The following is a 19503-nucleotide window of genomic DNA, read 5'->3' as shown; positions in this document are numbered from 1 at the left end:
GCGGAGAAAGTACGGCCAGCGCCTGGCAAATAGACGGCTGAAATCGAGGAGTGAGTTAAGAGGAGTGAGAAACGAGAGAAAGCAAAGCTGCAGCTCTTCTCTCACTTCTCACTCCTGTCTGTTCTCGCGCTTTCAGCGCGGCGAGCAGAAGCAATACGCGTAGACGTTGGTCCGGCCCGACTGCGCATTGCGCAGCAGCTTCCATTCCGGCGCCATCGCGTCGATATGCGCCACCCAGGTTGGCAAACGTACGCCGTAGGCCTGACCCATCTGCACCATGGCGTTTTCGTTGATGCCGATCAGGAACTGCTCAAAACCACCGAGCGGCTCTTCCACGTAACGCACGGGGTACTGCTTGCCCAGCTTCGCACGCTGCGCGGCGTCGGCCACTGCTTCGCCAAGACCGCCGACCTGGTCCACCAGTCCACGCTCCAGCGCTTGCTGACCTGTCCACACGCGGCCCTGCGCAATGGCGTCGACGGCGTCGTAGGGCTTGCCACGTGCCTTGGCCACCTGCCCCACGAAATCGCGATAGCCCTTCTCGATGGTCGCCTGGATCACCGTACCGACCTTAGGATCCAGCGGACGCGTGATGTCGAAGCCGCCGGCCAGCGGGCTGGTGCCCACGCCATCGCTCTTCACGCCCAGTTTGTCCAGCGTACCCGGCACGGTGAGCACCATGCCAAAGATGCCGATGGAGCCGGTGATGGTGTTGGGCTCGGCATAGATGCGATCGGCATTCATCGAGATCCAGTAACCACCACTGGCCGCGACATTACCCATCGACACCACGACAGGGATACCTGCCTCGCGCGTCAGCGCCACTTCGCGACGGATCTGCTCGGCCGCGTAGACTTCGCCGCCCGGCGAGTTGACGCGCAACACCAGCGCCTTGGTGCGTTTGTCTTCACGTGCCGAGCGAATCAACGCCGCCGTGGAATCGCCACCCACCTCACCCTGCGGCTGCTTGCCGCCGGAGATCTCGCCCTCGGCCACCACCACCGATACGCCCGGCGTGAGCGAATTGGTGGTGTCGGGCAGGTTGGCGCTGTAGCGGTCAAACGACACCTGGCGGAAGCCTTCGCCCTTCTTGCCGGCAGGCACGCCTTCCTTGCGCATCATCGCTTCCAGCTCGGACGGCGTGGCAACGCCGTCGACCAGATGCTGCTGCAGCGAGAGCTGTCCCAGGTCGCCGCGTGCACCGGCGATTTTCTCGGGCAACGTGTTGATGTCGGCACGCAGTGTCGCCGGATCGAGCTTGCGCAGCTTCGCAACCTCGTCGATGTAGATGTCCCACAGCCCGCCCATCCAGAAGCTGTCGGCTTCCTTCGCCTCGGGCGACGCATGGTCGAGGATGTACGGCTCGGCCGCGCTCTTGAACTGACCGACGCGGAACAGGTGCACGTCCACACCGAGCTTGTCGAGCAGATCCTTGTAGAACAGGCGGTAGTTGGCGAGGCCGGTGATCATCACGCCGCCCTGCGGATCGATCAGGATGCGATCGGCATGCGCCGCCAGGTAGTACTGCCCCTGATCCAATTCGGGCGCCCACACGATGACCGGTTTACCAGCCGCGCGGAAGCGATCGAGCGCCGCACCCACTTCGCGCAGCGCGGCAAAGCCGCCGCCATGCATCTCGCCCGGTTCGAGCAGGATGCGGGTGATACGGGTGTCCTTGGCGGCACCGTCGATGGTCGCCACCAGGTCGCGCAGCTGCACCTGCTTGGGCGGATTGCCTGCCAGCTGTGCCAGCGCGCGCTGCATCGCGTCGATGCTGTACTGCTCGACCAGATCGCCCTTGGGCTTGATCACCAGCACGCTGTCATTCTGGATGACGTGCTGGGCACGACTGCCCAGGTAACCGCCCAGTGCCAGCAGCAAAAAGATAAGGAGGAACAGGAAAAAGATCAGGTTGATGATGACCAGCCTGACCACATTGATGCCGCGTCCAAATGCGCAGAGAAATGCCCAGAAACCGGTGGGGCGGGGCTGCGTCATGCGTAGGTTCCTCAAAGTGTCCGTGACAGCGTAGCGTTTCGAGCGGCGAACGTCATGGGGCAGAAGTGTGAGGTAAAGGCGCCGGCGGCGTCATCGCCGGCCGCCAATAACCCATGCCCTGTGGATCGCGACGCGAGACGAAGCCCGGACTGGGCTCCCCATGGCTCACTTCGGCCGCCACCCCTCCCGCCAGGCCGTGCGCCAGAAGCGCGCGAACAGCAGCACGGCCGCCATGGTCAGCCCGGCGATCAGCCCCATCCACATGCCACGCGCACCCAGGCCGTGGGGAAACGCCAGCCACCACCCCACGGGCATACCGACACCCCAGTAGGCGAACAGCGTAATGACCATCGGCACGCGGGTGTCCTTGAGGCCACGCAGCGCGCCATTGGAGGTGACCTGGATGCCGTCGGAGAACTGGAAGAAACCCGCCAGCATCATCAACTGCGCGGCCAGCGCGATCACCGCCGCGTCATGCGTGTACAACCGGGCAATCAGGTGCGGCATGCACAGCATGACGCCCGACGACACCGTCTGCACGCACAGTGCCAGCGCTACGCCGCAGAAGCCTGCATAGCGCACGCCACGCGCGTCACCGCGGCCCACCGCATTGCCCACGCGCACGGTGATGGCCATCGACATGCCCAACGGGATCATGAAGGCAATCGTGGCGACGCTCAGCGCCACCTGATGGCTGGCCACCACCGTCTCTCCCAGCGTCGCGATGACCAGCGCCACGGCCACGAACAAACCACCCTCGGCCAGCAGCGTGACCGCCATGGGACCGCCGATCTTCAGCAACTCGAGCAGCATCCCGGGCTTCGGCCAGGCGATGCCTTCGCGCAAACCAAGATCACGGTAGGCAGGATGTTTGGCGACATACCACCCAAAGCCGAGCATCTCCAGCCACAACACGGTGGCGGTGGCGATACCACTGCCCAGCGAGCCCAATGCCGGCAGGCCAAACTTGCCGTACATCAGCACATAACCCAGCGGCGCCAGCACCAGCAGGCCACCGAAACTGAAATACATCGACGGCCGCGTCATCGACAGGCCTTCGGACAGACCGCGCAATGCGAAGTAGCTGGTCAGCGCAGGTGCCGCCCAACTGATGGCGTGCAGGAAATGCGTCACATCGGTGCGCAACGTCGGCACGACGCCGATCCAGTCGAGCAAGGGCGTGGCGTTCCGAACCAGGAACCACATGACGATGCCCATGGCCCACGCCAGCCACAGCGCCTGCACGAACACCGCGCCCACTTCGTGGCGGCGGCCGGCGCCATCGAGCTGCGCCACCGACGGCGGCACCGCCATCATCATGCCGAGGCCAGCCACCAGAGCGAGCGCCCAGATACTCACCGCCGTGGTCACTGCGGCCTGCACGTGCGCGCTCAGGTGACCGGCCAATACGGCGTCGACAAAGTTCGGACCCACCGCGGCCAGCTGCGCGGCGATCAAAGGAAGGGCGAGGCGCACGGTGGCGCCAACCTCGTGCGCCACCCTGGCGCGATCGGGGCGGAAAGACTGCATAAATGAGCTCCTGTGCCCGACATTCTAGCCCAGGAGCACCGTGAGCCCCGGGCATGCCGCATCAGCGCGCGCTGGCAGAAGCTGCTGGCTTCATCCGCTTGTGCCAAGATCGCAGGCTTGCCATCGGGGGTAGGACATGAAGAAGGAACTGGTGTCGTTCGAGGGCGTGCATTGCGCCAATTGCAGTACACCGATGCAGGGCGAGTTCTGCCACGAGTGCGGACAATCCATCCACACCGTGCTCCGCCCCATGCACCACATGGTGGAAGACACGCTGGACATGGTGCTGCATGTGGACGGCCGCGTGATCCACACGATTCCGCCGCTGTTCCTGCGCCCCGGCTTCCTCACGCTGGAATATTTCTCGGGACGCCGCCAGCGCTATGTAGCGCCGTTCCGTCTGATGTTTGTATTTTCCCTGCTTGCATTCTTCGTGTGCCACCTGGTGGTGAACAGCCTGGATATCGTGCGCGTCCACGCCGAAGCCAGCGCCGGTACCGGCGATTTCGCCAAGGACCTCACGCCCCAGGCCGTGCGCACGCATTTCGAGCAGGTGCGCCAGGATTTGCAGAAAGCCGCGGGGCAAACCGGCGAGAGCGGCAAAACCTTCAACAAACTCGTGAATATCGAGCGAGACCACGCCAACCACCGGCTGATGCAGCTGGGCGGCCAACCGATACCGGTACCCGCCGACGAGCTCAGCAGCTTCCAGGGCCACTCGACCCCGGTGAATGTGAGCTGGCTTCCTGCATCCATCAACTACAGCCTTAACCGTTCGGTGGCGCGGGCAATGTCGAATATCGGCGCGATATCGATGGGCGGCGAACAAGGCGCTGAGGCAGAGGAGCGCGTGCTCGCCTCGATCTTCCACGTCTTGCCGCAAACCATGTTTGTGCTGATGCCGCTGTTCGCTCTGCTGTTGAAGTTCACCTATTTCTTCAAGCGCCGGCTGTACATGGAGCACCTTATCGTGGCGCTGCACAGCCACGCCTTTCTGTTCCTGTCCCTGCTGCTTGGCATGGTGCTCTACCTGCTGCGCGGGCTGGTGGCACCCCATGTGGCCTGGCTGGGCACATCGATCACCCTATTGGTCTGGGCGCTGGGCGCCTGGGCGCTGGCCTACCTGCTGCTGATGCAGAAGCGCGTTTACCGCCAGGGCTGGTTCATGACCACGATGAAGTACCTGTTCGTGGGCTGGGTCTACACGGTGATGGCCACGTTCGCGGTCGTATTCGCCGCGCTGCTGGGTGTCACGAACTGACGGACAGACCTGACACTATTTTGTGATGCAAATCACACACAAACCGCACAGCCGCGCCGGTTCGCGCGGCCTCCGCCAAGGGTCGCAGCGGGGTTTTACACAGCGTCACATGGCTGTCAAGGCAAGTCGCATGCCTATGGCAGTTGTATGAATGCCAACCGGGCAATAAATTTAAGTCACTGAATTTAAAGCACATTTCTTCGTGGCTAAAACTTGAACAGCGCGTACTGAACGCCGTATTCATGCGCTTTTGGGGGCTCCCTCAACGGAACATCCACAGACTTATCCACAGGTGCTGTGGATAACGGCAAAAGCCCCCTGCCGTTAGTCACTTAGGTCCGATTCTTCGAGGCGGGGGCAACAAGCGATCGCAAGCCGTCGCTGTGAGGCCATTCCACCCCGCCGGGCTCCGGCGGAGCGTCCGGCTGGCGAAGTGGAACAGGCCAGTTACACTTCGCCGCCAAGAGGTATAGAGCCTGTCCTTATGGTCCAACGACGCCGCGCCGGGAGCTGTTTGCTCGCAGGGCAAGGAAGAGAGAGGGAGTGTATGTCGATACACGACCGAGCGATGACGCCGCCATGCGGGCAAACAGGCCCGGCCCTTCGGGTTGCTCAGCAGTGGCCGCCAGACGGCAGCCCGCGGCTTGCCCATGCCACCAGCATGGGCGGCGCCACGGTCTACCGCCTGGCGGCCACTGCTGAGCAACGCGGCATCGTTGGACCATAAGGACAGGCTCTTACATGCCCGCCGTCTTACGCGTCGCCCTCCCGGTACCCCTGCCGACCCTGTTCGACTATCTGCCGCCCGCGACGGGCCAGGCAGAGGTGGGCAGTCGCGTGCTGGTGCCTTTCGGCAAGGGCAAGGCGGTCGGGGTGGTGGTCGAGGCCGGCGTTGAGGCGGCCGTGGGCAACGCGCGCCTCAAGCGCGTTCTGCGCGTGTTGGACGACGCCCCTCTGCTCGACAGCGAACTCATGGCCACGCTCGCTCGTGCCGCCGATTACTGGCTGGGGGCGCCTGGCGAGGCGTATGCCAATGCCCTGCCGCTGGCGCTGCGGGAAGACCGCCCCCTCCCCGATCTGCACGCCGAGGCCTGGGCGCTCACCGCCGCCGGCCGCAGCGCGCTCGACGCCGGCAGCCGCCGGGGTGGCAGCCGCACCTTATTGGAAGCGCTGGCGCGTGGCCCTCACACGGCAGAACTGCTGCACGAGATGCTGCCTGGCTGGCGCGATGCCGCACGGCGACTCGATCAGGCTGGCCTGATTGAACGCACCCATGCTGAGTCTGCCGCGCCACCCACCGTCACGTCCGCGCCTTCACTGAGTGGCGAGCAGCAACAGGCGGTAGCCACCATCGGCGAAGCGCTGGGCGGCTTTCAGCCCTTCCTGCTGGATGGCGTCACCGGCAGCGGCAAGACCGAGGTCTATCTCGCTCTGATTGAGCAAGTGATTGCCCAGGGCAAACAAGCGCTGCTGCTGGTGCCGGAGATCGGACTCGCTCCGCAAACCGTGCGCCGCCTGCGCGATCGCCTCGGCGTCGCGGTACAGGTGCTGCATTCCAATCTCGCTGAAGGCGATCGTGCCCGCGCATGGCTGCGCGCCCGTACGGGTGAGGCGAAGGTGATCCTCGGTACGCGCTCGGCGATCTTTACGCCGCTGCCGCATGCGGGGTTGATCGTGGTGGATGAAGAGCACGACAGCGCCTACAAGCAGCAGGAAGGCTTCCGCTATCACGCCCGGGATCTCGCACTGTTGCGTGCCCGCGCGTTGAATGTGCCGGTGGTGCTGGGTTCGGCCACGCCCTCGCTGGAGTCGCTGGCCAACGTACAGGCCGGCCGCTATCGCGCGCTGCATCTGCGTGCGCGCCCCGGCGCCATCCGTGCGCCACAGGTGCAGATTGTGGACATGCGTGCGCAACGCCTTGATCACGGGCTTTCGCCAGCGTTGCTCGCCGCTGTCGCCGACACCGTCGCGCGAGGCGAGCAGGCCCTGGTGTTCCGTAATCGCCGTGGTTACGCCCCGGTCTTGCTCTGCTACAGCTGCGGCTGGCACGCCGAGTGCCCCCGCTGCGAGCATCCGATGACCTTGCATGCCGGCCGGCGTCAGCTGATCTGCCATCACTGCGACTACACCTCGCGCATTCCTCCGCAGTGCCCGTCGTGTAACGCACCGGACCTCAAGCCCCAGGGCCAGGGCACGGAACGTCTGGAAGAAGCGCTGACTGCGCAATTCCCCGACGTACCCGTGCTGCGCATCGATCGCGAAACCACGCGGCGGCGCGATGCTTTCGAGCAATTGCTGGAAGGCCTGCATCAGGATCGTCCCGCCATCCTCGTCGGCACACAGATGCTGGCCAAGGGCCACGATCTGCCCAACCTCACGCTGGTCGCCATCGTCGGTGTCGATGAGGGGCTGCACAGCGTCGATTTCCGCGCGAGCGAGCGACTGGCTCAATTGGTCGTGCAAGTGGCCGGACGGGCGGGACGCGCGAGCAAGCCCGGCCGCGTGCTGCTGCAGACACATCACCCCGAGCATCCCCTGCTGCGCCAGTTGCTGGCGCAGGGTTACGCCGCGGCAGCGAACACGTTGCTCGAGGAACGGCGCAGCGTGCAGCTTCCTCCCTACGGGCACCAGATATTGCTGCGGGCCGATGCACACCAGCGCGAGCACGTCGACGGCTTTCTCTCCGAGGCCGCTGCCGCACTGGCCGGCGCGCCGTTGCAGCTCGCCGGCCCGATGCCCGCACCCATGCCACTGCGCGCAGGCCGCCATCGCGGTCAGTTGTTGATCGAGGCCAGCACACGCAGCGCCCTGCACACCGCACTCCGGCCCTGGTATCGCATGCTGTCGACGCTGCCTTCGGCGCGTCGGGTGCGCTGGTCGCTGGACGTCGATCCCATCGATCTGTACTGACGACGGAACGACGGTGCGACCTCTAACGATTTTTCACTTCGCAGAGGCTTTCCATGGAAGACAGCGCACTCGCTCCCGATCAACATCCTCATGTCGTGATTCTCGGCGGCGGCTTCGGCGGTCTCGCCGTGGCACGCGGGTTGGCCCACAGCAACGCCCGCATCACGCTGATCGACCGGCGCAACCATCACTTGTTCCAGCCGCTGCTCTACCAGGTCGCTACCGCCGGATTATCGGCGCCCTCGATTGCGGCGCCGTTGCGGCAGATCCTCCGCGGGCAAGCCAACGCCACCGTGTTGCTGGATGAAGCAACGAGCATCGACGTTGCGCAGCGACGCGTCACGCTTGCGAATGGTGAACTCAAGTACGACGTACTGATCGTCGCCACCGGCGCCACGCACGCCTATTTCGGTCATGACGACTGGGCGAGCTACGCGCCGGGGCTCAAGACGCTGGACGACGCTTTCACCATCCGGCGCCGCGTGCTCCTCGCCTTCGAACATGCCGAACGTGAAGACGATCCCGCCCGGCGGCAAGCATGGCTCAATTTCGTGATCGTCGGCGGTGGCGCCACCGGCGTCGAGCTCGCGGGCACACTGGCCGAAATCGCGCGCCACACGCTGCCCCGCGAATTTCGCCGCGCCGATCCGCGCAAGGCCAACGTGCTCCTGGTGGAAGCGGGGCCACGCCTTCTGCCGGCGTTCGCGCCGGAGCTTTCCGAAAAGGCGCGCCGGCAGCTGGACAAACTCGGTGTCGAAGTACGTACGGGCACTGCCGTCACTGCCATCGATCGCGATGGCGTCATGCTCGGCGAGACACCCTACCCTGCGCACACCGTGCTATGGGCTGCCGGCGTCGCCGCCTCACCGCTCGGCCGCAGCCTCGACGCGCCGGTGGATCGTGCCGGACGCGTACAGGTCGAACCGGATCTCAGCCTGCCGGGGCACCCCGAGGTCTTCGTGATCGGCGACCTCGCCAGCGTGACGCAGGCCGATGGCAGACCCGTGCCGGGCGTCGCGCCTGCCGCCAAGCAGATGGGCCGCTACGTCGCCGCGACCCTTGAGGCTCGCTGGCAAGGCCGCGCCGCCCCGCCGCCCTTCCGCTATCGCGACGACGGCACGCTGGCCACGATCGGGCGCATGGCGGCCGTGGCCCAGTTCGGCCGTCTGAAACTCTCCGGCCTGCTCGCCTGGTGGGTCTGGCTGATCGCGCACATCGCCTTCCTGATCGGCTTCCGCAACCGTCTGGTGGTGATGCTGGACTGGGCCTGGGCGTATTGGACCTATGCACGCCATGCCCGCATCGTCACTGGCACCGATGAACCCGCCCGCCGAGGCCCACCCTCGCCCGGCGAGCAATAGCTTAAAATCAGCCCTTTCTTTGCCCGGATACGCCTGTGTCTTCTCAACTCGAACAGCTGCGCCAGTACACCACCGTGGTCGCCGATACGGGCGACATCGAAGCCATCGCCCGCTGGCGCCCGGTCGACGCCACCACCAACCCGTCGCTGTTGCTGAAGGCCATCGAGAATCCGACCTTCGCGCCGGTGATCGAACATTCCGTCGCATGGGCCAAGAGCAAGAGCAACTCGCGAGAGCAGCAGCTGGTGGATGCCAGCGACCACCTCGCCGTTGCCGTGGGCCGCAAGATCGTCGAACTGGTGCCGGGCCGCGTATCTACCGAAGTGGATGCGCGCCTGTCGTTCGACGTGAACGCCTCCATCGCCAAGGCCGAGCGTCTCGTGCAACTGTACGAAGACGGTGGCGTGAAGCGCGACCGCATCCTGATCAAGCTCGCTTCGACGTGGGAAGGCATTCGCGCTGCAGAGCAGCTGGAAAAGCGCGGCATCAACTGCAACCTCACCCTGCTCTTCTCCTTCGAGCAGGCGGTGGCGTGCGCCGAAGCCGGCGTGTTTCTGATCTCGCCGTTCGTCGGCCGCATCATGGACTGGTACGTCGCCAACACGTCCACCAAGACTTACGCGCCGGACGACGACCCGGGCGTGCAGTCGGTGCGCCGCATCTATGCCTGGTACAAAGAGCACGGTTTTCCGACCGTGGTCATGGGCGCCAGCTTCCGCAACATCGGCCAGATCCAGGCCCTTGCCGGCTGCGACCGTCTCACGATCAGCCCCGATCTGCTTGAAAAGCTGGATCAGGACAGCTCGCCGCTGCCGCGAGTGCTCAACGATAGCGGTGCTACGAAGGCCAAGCCGACGCCGATCACCGAAGCGGAATTTCGCTGGGGCCACAACGAAGATGCGATGGCTACCGACAAGTTGGCGGATGGCATTCGCAAGTTTGCGGTCGATCAGCGCAAGCTGGAAAAGTTGCTGACGGAAAAGTTGTAAGAGGGAAATTGGCCGCTTGCGAAAGCGGCCTCTCAGCACGGCCACGTCTCCGTTCTACTCCCTCTCCCCTCCGGGGAGAGGGTTGGGGTGAGGGGTGGGTGCTCGCGGTAACGTCAGTTTTTCCTCACCGTCATCCCCGCGAAGGCGGGAAGAGCCCCATAACAGCCGAAGGCTGGTCATCCAGTGACTTTGCTCCTGGCCTTCGGTTGCCACGATCCCGCGATCTGGCCGCCTACGCGGCGGGCGTTTCGACCTCCTGCCGGAGGCCGAGTCACTTTTCTTTTGCTGGCCCAAAAGAAAAGTAACCCAAAGAAAATGGCCTGAAGAGCTGGCAGCATTGCGCAGGGATAAGCCCGAACGCGCGAGGCGCGTTGTTGCTTGGCAACCTCCGCCGCCACACAGCGGGTACTTCCAGGCGCTTCGCAACGCGCCATCGCGGAGAGGGCTTAAAGCAGGTATCGCTACGCTTCCCGACCGCTGAGGCAAGGTAAAGAGGACGCTACGCTTCCCGACCGGTGTGGAGAACTCGCCGCGTAACAGCAGGACTCTTCTGCATGAACGCAGGAACATCGAGCCTTAGTGGTGCGATGTGCAGCGCAGCTGCACGAGCCGTCGGCTTTGCGCTTTTGATCTTCCGGGTCCCCGTGTGAGGCGGCGGGCGGGTGGAGGAACAGCCCGAAGGGTGGCCGGCATGGATGCCGGCCAGTTTGGCGTCAGGGCAGGATGCCCTGTCGACAAACCCCGTAACCCGACCGCGCACCTGGAGGGCCGAAGGCCCGGAAGGCGCCTCATCCGGGGTGCCGTTTCTTTTGGCTACTTTTCTTTGGGCAAGCAAAGAAAAGTGACCCGGCCTCCGGCAGGAGGTCGGAAGCCCGCCGCAGGCGAGCCAGATCGCAGTAGCGCGACAACCGTGTAAGAGCCAAAGTCACTGGATCCCAGCTTTCGCTGGGATGACGGTGAGGGGATTCAACCGCGCCGCGAGCACCCACCCCTCACCCCAACCCTCTCCCCGAAGGGGAGAGGGAGAGAAGCAAAAAGCGAAAAGCGCGTCGCGCGCTCCTCACTTCATGCCATGCGCCTTGGCATCCTCTGCCAAGTGCTGCGCTGAAATATCTTCAGCCTGCCAACCACCACCCAACGCCCGCACCAGCTGCACACTCGCCCGCAGCTGATTGGTCTGCAACGACAACAAACCCAGATGCGCATTCAGCGCATCCACCTGCGCCGTCACCACATCGAGATAGCTGTTAGCACCCTGCTTGTACAGCGCCAGCGCCAACCTGAGCGTGCGATCCGACGCCGTGGTGGCGTCCTGTTGATCCACCAGCGCATTGCCGTAGTTGCTGAGCAACGACTGGTTATCCTCCACCTGCTGGAACGCCGTGAGCACCGTGCCACGGTAACGCGCGCTGGCCTCGTCGAATGCCGCATGCGCCGACGCCACTTCCGCACGGCGACGACCGCCGTCGAACACACTCATCAACAGGCTCGGCCCCAGCGCCCACACTTCACTCGGCGCGGTCAGCAGGTTGCCCCACTTGCCGCTGGCGAAGCCACCGCCGGCACTGAGCGTGAGCGACGGAAAGAACGCCGCGCGTGCAACACCGATCTGCGCATTGGCTTCCGCTGTGCGGCGTTCCGCTGCTGCGATGTCGGGGCGGCGCTCCAGCAAGGTCGACGGCAGCCCCACTGGGATCACCGGCAAATTCGGCAGATCGATCCTGGGATCCAGCGTGAAGCTGGAAGCGGGCTGGCCGACGAGTACCGCGATGGCGTGCAGCAGCAGATCGCGTTGTGCCTTGGTCTGCGACAACTGGGAACGCGTGGCAGACAACTGGGTCTGCGCACGATCCACATCCAGGCCCGACACCGCACCGCCTTCGTGCAAGGTCTTGGTCAGCTGCAGCGCGCGCTGGTAGGCATCCACCGTCTTCTGCAACAGGTCGATCTGACGGTCCACACCCAGCAGTTGCAGGTAGCTGTCTGCCAGCGAAGCTTCCAGGCTCAGCTGCACCGATGCCAGATCCGCAGCAGAGGCCTGCATGGAAGCGCGGCCTGCCGCCACGTTGTCGTGCACGCGGCCCCACAGATCCACTTCGTACGACGCCTGCCCGGTGACCGAATACAAGTTGTAGTACTCAGGCGACGTTGCACCGTGCAGCGGAGCATTCAACGATTGACGATTGCGTTGTGCGCCTACACCGGCTGTTACCTGGGGAAACAGGTCAGCACGCACCTGCGCGAGATAGTCACGCGATTGCTCGTAGCTGGCGAATGCGGCGGCAAGATCCGCGTTGTGCTCGATCAGTTGTTGCTCGAGCCCATTCAGACGCTCATCGCCATACAGCTTCCACCACCCCTCGCGCGGCAACTGGTCGGACGGCTGCGCGGTGGTCCATGGGCCCGCGGGCTGATAGTGCTCAGCCACCGGCGCTTCCGGCGGCTTGTACGCAGGCGCCAACGAGCAGGCACCCAACAGCGTGGCCGCAATAACCGCAGCGAGGCTTCTAGAGCCCGCTTGTAACCTCCCCGTAGCCCGCGTTGAGTTGGTGTGGCTGCCAGGGAGTGGTGCGTGGCGAAGCACCTGACTGGCTGTCAGGTCGAGCCGCGCGCCGCTTCCTGGCGGCCACACCAGCTCAACCCTTCGGGCCGGGTCTATTTGCCCGCCAGCCTGCGTCATCGCTCGGTCGTGTATCGACATACACTCCCTCACTCTGTCCTTGTCTGGCGGGCAAATAGATCCCGGCGCGGGCCACGGGGAGGTCACAAGCGGGCTCTCAAGCTTTGTCATGGGGCTTCCCCGCCGGCTGCGGGTTCTTCGCGATGCGCACTTCATCGCCATTGGCGAGGCCATCGGGTGGATTGATGATGACGCGGTCAGTCGGCGCCAAACCCGAGCCGAGTTCGATCGACTTGCCGTAATCGCGGCGAATGGTGACGGTTTTGAAATGCACGCGATCGCCGGCGTCCAGCGTGGCGACATGCAGCCCCTTGTCGTCAAAGATCAGTGCTTCCGCCGGAACGCGCATGCCCAGCGTATCCGATGCGATGCTGAAGCTGATGCTGGCATAGCTGCTCGGCAACAGACGGCCGTCGGGGTTGTCGACAATCAGCTGTACCAGCGTCGTGCCAGACGTTGGCGAAATGGCACGCGCATCCGCTTCCACCTTGGCCGTGAAGGTCTTGCCCGGATACTCCGGCACCGTCAGTGTGGCCGTGTCGCCACGATGGATACTCGGCGCGTACACCTGCGGCACGCGCACGTAAGCACGCAGTTTGCTGGTGTCGGACACGGCGAACATCGGCGCACCCACCCCGTTGCTGTCGGCCGTAACGAGCGCGCCTACGTCGGTGTTACGCGCCGTCACGCGGCCGTCGAACGGCGCCACGATACGTGCGTACGACTTCAGTGCCATCAGGCGCTGCACATTCGCTTGCGCGGCGTTGGCCTGGGCCTGTTTGGCCGCGTAGTCGCCGTTGTACTGATCCACCGACTGTTGGGACACCGAATCGGGATCCGTCTGATGCAACACCTGCCAGCGCTTGGCTGTGGTCGCTGCCAGCGCCGCATTGGCCCTGGCGCTGGCGAGATCGGCCTGCGCCTGCAGCAGCTGCTGATCGAGATCCGGGGTGTCGATCACGGCGAGCAGATCGCCTGCCTTTACCGGCGCGCCGATGTCTTTCTCCCACGACTTCAGATATCCGCTGGTGCGTGCGTAAATCGGCGCATTGGTGAATGCGTCCAACTGGGCGGGCAACTCCAGCGGTGCCTTGCCGTTGGCAGACTCCGGCTCGGAAATGACGACCGTGGGAATGGCCTGCTCATCGGTCCATTGACGCAGGCTGCGCGCCTCGGCAACGCGGATGGCAATGCCTGCCACAACAACGGAGCCAAGCACCACGGCGGCGATGACAGCGGCCAGGCGCAGGCGTTGCGGCGATGGCGTCGACTCAGGAAGTACGGTCATATGCTCAGACATGGGCAAGTTCTCCGGCATGGCCAGCCGACTCAGGCGTGTGCTTGTGCCGCGCATGCATAATGGAAAAAACGACAGGAACGAAAATCAGCGTCGCCGTCGTGGCAAACAGCAGGCCACCGATAACCGCGCGGCCCAGCGGCGCGTTCTGCTCGCCGCCGTCACCCAGGCCAAGCGCCATCGGCACCATACCGATGATCATGGCCAACGCCGTCATCAGCACCGGACGGAAACGTACGAAGCCCGCTTCGCGTGCTGCCAGTACAGGATCACCGTGGAATGCCAGGCGCTCGCGGCAGAAGCTGACCACCAGCACCGAGTTGGCCGTGGCCACACCCATGCACATGATCGCGCCCGTCAACGCCGGCACCGACAGCGAGGTGTGGGTGACAAACAACATCCACACGATGCCCGCGAGCGCCGCCGGCAACGCGGTGATGATCACGAACGGGTCAGTCCACGACTGGAAGTTCACCACGATCAGCAGATAAACCAGCACGCCGGAGCCAAGCAGACCGAACAGTAGGCCGTAGTAGGAGTCGTGCATGGTCTGCACCTGACCCAGTAGCGCCACGGTGGCGCCCTTGGGCTTGTCCTTCTCCGTATCGCTGAGCACCTGACGGATGTCGTTGGCCACCGCACCGAGGTCACGGCCCTGCGTGGTGGCAAAAACCTCCACCATCGACTGAATGTTGTACTGGCTAACGATGGTATTGCGATGGGTGCGCGTCAGATCCGCGAGCGCGCCAAGTACTTGCGCACTGCCGCCACTCTTGGAAGTAATCGGCAGGTTGCTCAGCTGCGCCAACGTTTCGAGCCGGTACTGCGGCACCTGCGCCGAGATGGGATACGTCACGTTGTTGTCGGGATTGAGCCAGTAGGTCGGTGCCACCTGGGCCGTACCCGAAAGATCGGCAATGAGGCTGCTCGTGACGTCGCCTTCGGTCAGGCCCAGCAATTGCGCCCGCGTGCGGTCCACGTCGATACGGAACGCCGGCTGCGCTTGCGACTGCTGCAGGCGTGCATCGGCCACGCCCGGAATCTGGCGGATCTTGTTCAGCAGCTCGTTGGCATAGGCAAAGTTCTGGTCGAGATGGAAGCCGCGAACCTGCAGGTCGATCGGCGCCGGCGAACCGAAGTTAAGAATCTGACTGACGATGTCGGCCGGCGGGAACGAGAAGGTGGAACCGGGGAACTGACGCGGCAGCTTTTCGCGCAGGGCCTTCACGTAGTCCGCGCTGGGGTGATGGCCTTCCTTGAGCGAGATCTGGATATCGCCATCCTGCTCGCCCACCTCGCCCGTGTTGTTGTAGATGGTGTTGATCGAGCTGGCGTACTGACCGATGTTGTCGACCACCGCCTCCAGTTCATCGGGCGGAATGACCTGGCGGATGGCCTTCTCGATGTCGGCAAACTCGCCTGCCGTCACCTCGACGCGTGTGCCCACCGGTGCACGGACGTGCACCAGGATCTGGCCGCCATCCACGTCGGGGAAGAAGTTGCGCCCAAGCGTCGGCAACAGCAGGAACGACGCCACCACAAAGCCGAGAAATCCCATGACGAAGACTTTGCGATGCTGCATGGCGAGGTTGAGCAAGCCACTGTAGCCGGCACGAAAGATCTCGAAGCGATCCACGAAGCCACGCTGAAAGCGGCCTAGCGCGGATGTCGGCGGCGGAAGCGGTAGGTGCTGCCCGTGCTCGTCCACGGTCGGCGGGTGCTCGTGCAGCAGGTACTTCGCCATCGTCAGCACGAGCGTGCGCGACAGGATGAAGGAGAAGATCATCGCAAAGATCACTGCCTCCGCCATCGGCACAAACAAATAGCGTGCGACACCCGGCAGGAAGAACATCGGCACGAACACGATACAGATGCAGCACAGCGACACGAACGCCGGCACGATGATCTGCGCCGAACCATCGACGATCGCCGTGATGACATCCTTGCCCTGCTCCAGATGCCAGTTGATGTTCTCGATGGTCACCGTCGCTTCGTCCACCAGGATGCCCACGGCAAGCGCGAGGCCACCCAGCGTCATGATGTTGAGCGTCTGCCCGATCGCCGACAGCGTGAACACCGAGCCAAGCACTGCGAGCGGAATCGACGTGGTGATGATCAGCGTCGAACGCCAGCTACCCAGGAACAGCAGGATCATCAGACTGGTGAGCGCGGCAGCAATGATGCCTTCGCGCACCACGCCATCAATCGATGCACGCACGAACAGCGATTGGTCGCCAATCGGCGTCACGGTCAGGTTTTCCGGCAACGCGTCCTTCATCTGCGCAAGCTTGTCGCGCGCACCCGCCACAATGGCGAGCGTGGAGGTGGAGCCGTTCTTCAGCACCGACAGCAGCGTTGAACGCACGCCATCGACATGCACGATATTGGTTTGCGGCGGGTTGCCATCGCGCACATGGGCCACGTCACGAACGTAGATGGTGGTGCCGTTGTCCATCTTGACCGGCAGGTCTTCCAGCTCCTGCACGTGCGTCGCTGCGTTGTTCAGCTCCATCACGTATTCGTATTTGCCAATCTTCTGCGTGCCGATCGGGCTGATCTGCTGCTGATTGGCTAATGCGTTCGCCACGTCTTGCGTGGACAGCCCACGCGCCTGCAGCGCCGCCGGATCCACATCCAGCTGTATCTGACGGGTCTTGCCGCCGAACGGATAAGGAATGGCCGCACCCGGCACCGTCACCAGCTGCGGGCGCAGCAGGTTGAGGCCCAGATCGCCCAGCTGCTGCTCGCTCAGACCCTTGCCAGAGAGCGCGAGCTGCAGAATCGGTACCGTGGATGCGTTGTAGTTCACGATCAACGGCGGCGTGGCGCCTGCAGGCATCTGCTTGAGCAGCGTCTGCGCGACCGCCGTCACCTGGGCATTCGCCACCGCGATGTTCACGCCCGGCTGGAAGAAGATCTTGGTGATGCCCATGCCGTTGATCGACTCCGACTCGATGTGCTCGACGTCGTTGACGGTCGTGGTGAGCACACGCTCGAAGGGCGTGTTCATGCGTCCGGCCATTTGGTCGGGCGTCATGCCGGTGAACTGCCAGGCCACCGCAATCACCGGGATGTTGATCTCCGGAAAAATGTCGGTGGGCGTACGTAAGGCTGACATCACGCCAAAGATGAAAATGGCGAGAGCGAGAACAATAAACGTGTAGGGCCGCGTGAGCGCGATCCGGACGATGCCAAGCATGCGGGGGATTTCCGTGCGCGAATGATGCGTCGCGACAAATTTTCGCATGCACCACTTGCGCGCGGATCATCCGCACGCATGAAGATAATTTCATGTTGCCGCTAACGCGATCCTCAGACGATCGCGGGCGTGACTTCTGGCACAGAGCGCGACAGGCAAGTACCGGGCTTCTCACCCGGCGCGAGCGCATAGCAATACAACGTGAGACGCGCGCCACTACTGGCTTCGCCGATATCGAGTGCGTATCCGTGTAACCGCACGATGGCGCTGACGATGCTCAGCCCCAGACCCGAACCTGCGGTGGTTCGGCTGTTATCACCACGATAGAAACGGCGCGTCACCGCCTCGCGTTCATCGGTGGGGATCCCCGGCCCACTATCGACGATGTCGATGCGCGGCCCGCGCTTATCCATGCTCGCGCGCAGGCTGACCTTGCCACCCGCTGGCGTGAACTTGATGGCATTGCCGACCAGATTGGCCAACGCTTCGAACAAAAGATGGGCATCGGCGCGGATGGGCGACAACGGCTGCACGTCCAGCTCAAACGGCTGGCCGCGATCTTCCGCCACCGGCGCATAGAACTCATGCACCTGGCGCAGCACCTGGCCGACGTCGACTTCATCGAAGCAGGCCGCCCGGTTGCGATCTTCCAGCTCCGATACACGAAGCAATGCACGGAAGCGCGTGAGCACCTCGTCGATATCGACCAGACAGGCCTCTACCAGCGCCTCTTCGGGCTGACCTTCCAACTGATGTTGCGTGCGATAGAGACGCGCACGCAGACGGGTCAGCGGTGTACGCAGGTCATGCGCGATGTTGTCGCACACGCCCTTCACCTCATTCATCAGCCGCTCGATCTCGCCCAGCATGGTGTTCACGATGCCCGCCAGCTGATCGACTTCGTCACCGCGCCGGCTTACAGGCAAGCGTTTGGAAAGATCGCCCTGGCGAATCGGCTCAGTCGCTTTCTGCAACGCGCGAATACGTTTCTCCGGTCCGCGGCGCAACAGGAAGCCGCCCAGCAGACCGGGAATGATGGTGAGCGAAATGCCCCATAGCAGGGCGCGGCGGATGATCGCGCCAATACCGTCAACGGTGCTGATGTCCTTTGCAATGACGAGGATGTCGCCATTAGGCAGCTTCGTCGCGAGACCGCGTGCACGTACACGCTCGGCATCGCGATCCGGACGCGGCAGACCATGCTGCAGCAGATGGATCTGACCATCCTGCGGCAGTGACATCGGCAGGCGGTCGATGTTGCCCGCCACCGGACGATGTTCCTTGTCGAACAAACCCACTGACATGATGCCGTGCGGATCGATGGCCGACGCCGCCTCCACCGTCGCTGCCAGACGATCAGGTTCTGTCGACGCCATGTAGTGCATGCGCTGCTGCAACATCTGGTCGATGACCTTGTTGAGGTAATTCGTGGTTTCCCACTGAATCACCCCCACCAGCACCGAACCCCACAGAGTAAACAGCGCACCGTAGATAAGGATCAGCCGCGACGTGGCCGAGTGCCATGCGTTAGGACGTCCGCTCATGACACCACCGTGGCTGCTTCGCTGGCGGCCGCCAGCATGTAACCGGTGCCGCGCACGGTATGGATAAGCGCGGTCTGGCCGCCGCCATCGATCTTGCGGCGCAAGCGCGCGATATGCACGTCGATCACATTGGTGCCCGGATCGAAATGAAAGCCCCACACTGTCTCGAAGATCATCGTGCGGGTCACTACCTGGCCGGAGTTACGCATCAGGAATTCGAGCAGGCGATATTCGGTGGGCAGCAACGTCAACGGCTGGCCATTGCGATAAGCCACATGGCTCACCAGATCCAGCTCGAGATCGGCCACACGCAGGCGCTGCGCGCCTTGTGGTTGACGGCGGCGCAGCAGCACTTCCGCGCGCGCGGCCATTTCGTCGGGCGCAAATGGTTTGGTCAGGTAATCGTCGCCGCCGGCGCGTAAGCCGCGCACGCGTTCGTCCACATCGCTCAACGCACTGATCATTAGCACCGGCGTGTCGACGTTGGCCCGGCGCATTTCCGCCACGACGTCGATGCCATCCATGCCCGGCAACATACGATCCAGCGTCACCAGGTCGTAGTCGCGCTGCGTCGCGTGCGCGAGACCGTCGCGGCCATTGGCCACCCAATCGGCCACCATGCCGTGCACACTAAGCTCGGCGACGATTTCTCGCGCCGTAGCTTCGTCGTCTTCGATAACAAGCACTCGGGGCATGACGGAAAGGCTGTGGAGATCCGGACCCAAGGATACGGA

Annotated in this window: 11 protein-coding genes; 4 read left to right on the top strand and 7 right to left on the bottom strand. The window is 63.8% G+C overall.

Annotated elements, in window-relative coordinates; translation table 11 throughout:
• Positions 1 to 132: 132 nt before the first annotated feature.
• Both sppA and OQE56_RS04645 read right to left on the bottom strand, forming a co-directional pair.
• Positions 133 to 1998 (bottom strand): signal peptide peptidase SppA, encoded by a 1866-nt coding sequence (gene sppA / locus OQE56_RS04650; RefSeq protein WP_267222068.1) that lies wholly within the window; start codon positions 1996 to 1998, stop codon positions 133 to 135.
• 165 nt (positions 1999 to 2163) lie between these two features.
• Complete coding sequence (locus tag OQE56_RS04645; protein ID WP_267222066.1) at positions 2164 to 3528, bottom strand: MATE family efflux transporter; 1365 nt, start codon at positions 3526 to 3528, stop codon at positions 2164 to 2166.
• 136 nt (positions 3529 to 3664) lie between these two features.
• On the opposite strand from OQE56_RS04645, the gene OQE56_RS04640 reads away from it, so the two are divergent.
• The 4 genes from OQE56_RS04640 to tal all read left to right on the top strand — a co-directional run bounded on the left by OQE56_RS04640 (position 3665) and on the right by tal (position 10049).
• Entirely contained in the window at positions 3665 to 4789 is a 1125-nt protein-coding gene (locus tag OQE56_RS04640) for a DUF3667 domain-containing protein (RefSeq protein ID WP_267222064.1), read from the top strand.
• A 741-nt stretch (positions 4790 to 5530) separates the two neighbouring features.
• Positions 5531 to 7699 carry a primosomal protein N' gene (locus OQE56_RS04635; protein WP_267222062.1) on the top strand — a complete coding sequence of 723 codons (2169 nt, stop codon included), beginning with the start codon at positions 5531 to 5533 and terminating at the stop codon, positions 7697 to 7699.
• Between the two features lie 53 nt (positions 7700 to 7752).
• Positions 7753 to 9060 (top strand): NAD(P)/FAD-dependent oxidoreductase, encoded by a 1308-nt coding sequence (locus OQE56_RS04630; protein ID WP_267222060.1) that lies wholly within the window; start codon positions 7753 to 7755, stop codon positions 9058 to 9060.
• A 35-nt stretch (positions 9061 to 9095) separates the two neighbouring features.
• Positions 9096 to 10049: a transaldolase gene (tal, locus tag OQE56_RS04625; RefSeq protein WP_267222058.1), complete on the top strand. Its 954-nt coding sequence runs from the start codon at positions 9096 to 9098 to the stop codon at positions 10047 to 10049.
• A 1060-nt stretch (positions 10050 to 11109) separates the two neighbouring features.
• Here tal and OQE56_RS04620 read toward each other — a convergent pair.
• From OQE56_RS04620 to OQE56_RS04600, 5 genes are all read right to left on the bottom strand, one after another.
• Positions 11110 to 12750 (bottom strand): efflux transporter outer membrane subunit, encoded by a 1641-nt coding sequence (locus OQE56_RS04620; RefSeq protein WP_267222056.1) that lies wholly within the window; start codon positions 12748 to 12750, stop codon positions 11110 to 11112.
• Positions 12751 to 12826: 76 nt separating this feature from the next.
• Complete coding sequence (locus OQE56_RS04615) at positions 12827 to 14029, bottom strand: efflux RND transporter periplasmic adaptor subunit (protein ID WP_267222054.1); 1203 nt, start codon at positions 14027 to 14029, stop codon at positions 12827 to 12829.
• Positions 14022 to 17225, bottom strand: a complete 3204-nt coding sequence (locus tag OQE56_RS04610) for an efflux RND transporter permease subunit (protein ID WP_267222052.1) — start codon at positions 17223 to 17225, stop codon at positions 14022 to 14024. The genes OQE56_RS04615 and OQE56_RS04610 overlap by 8 nt, the downstream gene beginning before the upstream one ends.
• A 113-nt stretch (positions 17226 to 17338) precedes the next feature.
• Positions 17339 to 18769 carry a sensor histidine kinase gene (locus OQE56_RS04605; protein ID WP_267222050.1) on the bottom strand — a complete coding sequence of 477 codons (1431 nt, stop codon included), beginning with the start codon at positions 18767 to 18769 and terminating at the stop codon, positions 17339 to 17341.
• The gene (locus OQE56_RS04600) at positions 18766 to 19464 is read right to left on the bottom strand and encodes a response regulator transcription factor (protein WP_267222048.1); all 699 of its coding nucleotides are present in this window, start codon (positions 19462 to 19464) and stop codon (positions 18766 to 18768) included. The genes OQE56_RS04605 and OQE56_RS04600 overlap by 4 nt, the downstream gene beginning before the upstream one ends.
• Positions 19465 to 19503 lie beyond the last annotated feature (39 nt).

The sequence above is a fragment of the Dyella silvae genome, assembly GCF_026421305.1.
Lineage (GTDB): Bacteria > Pseudomonadota > Gammaproteobacteria > Xanthomonadales > Rhodanobacteraceae > Dyella > Dyella silvae.
The sequence above is the reverse complement of the archived record's forward strand: the minus strand, read 5'-3'. Positions and strand labels throughout refer to the sequence as shown.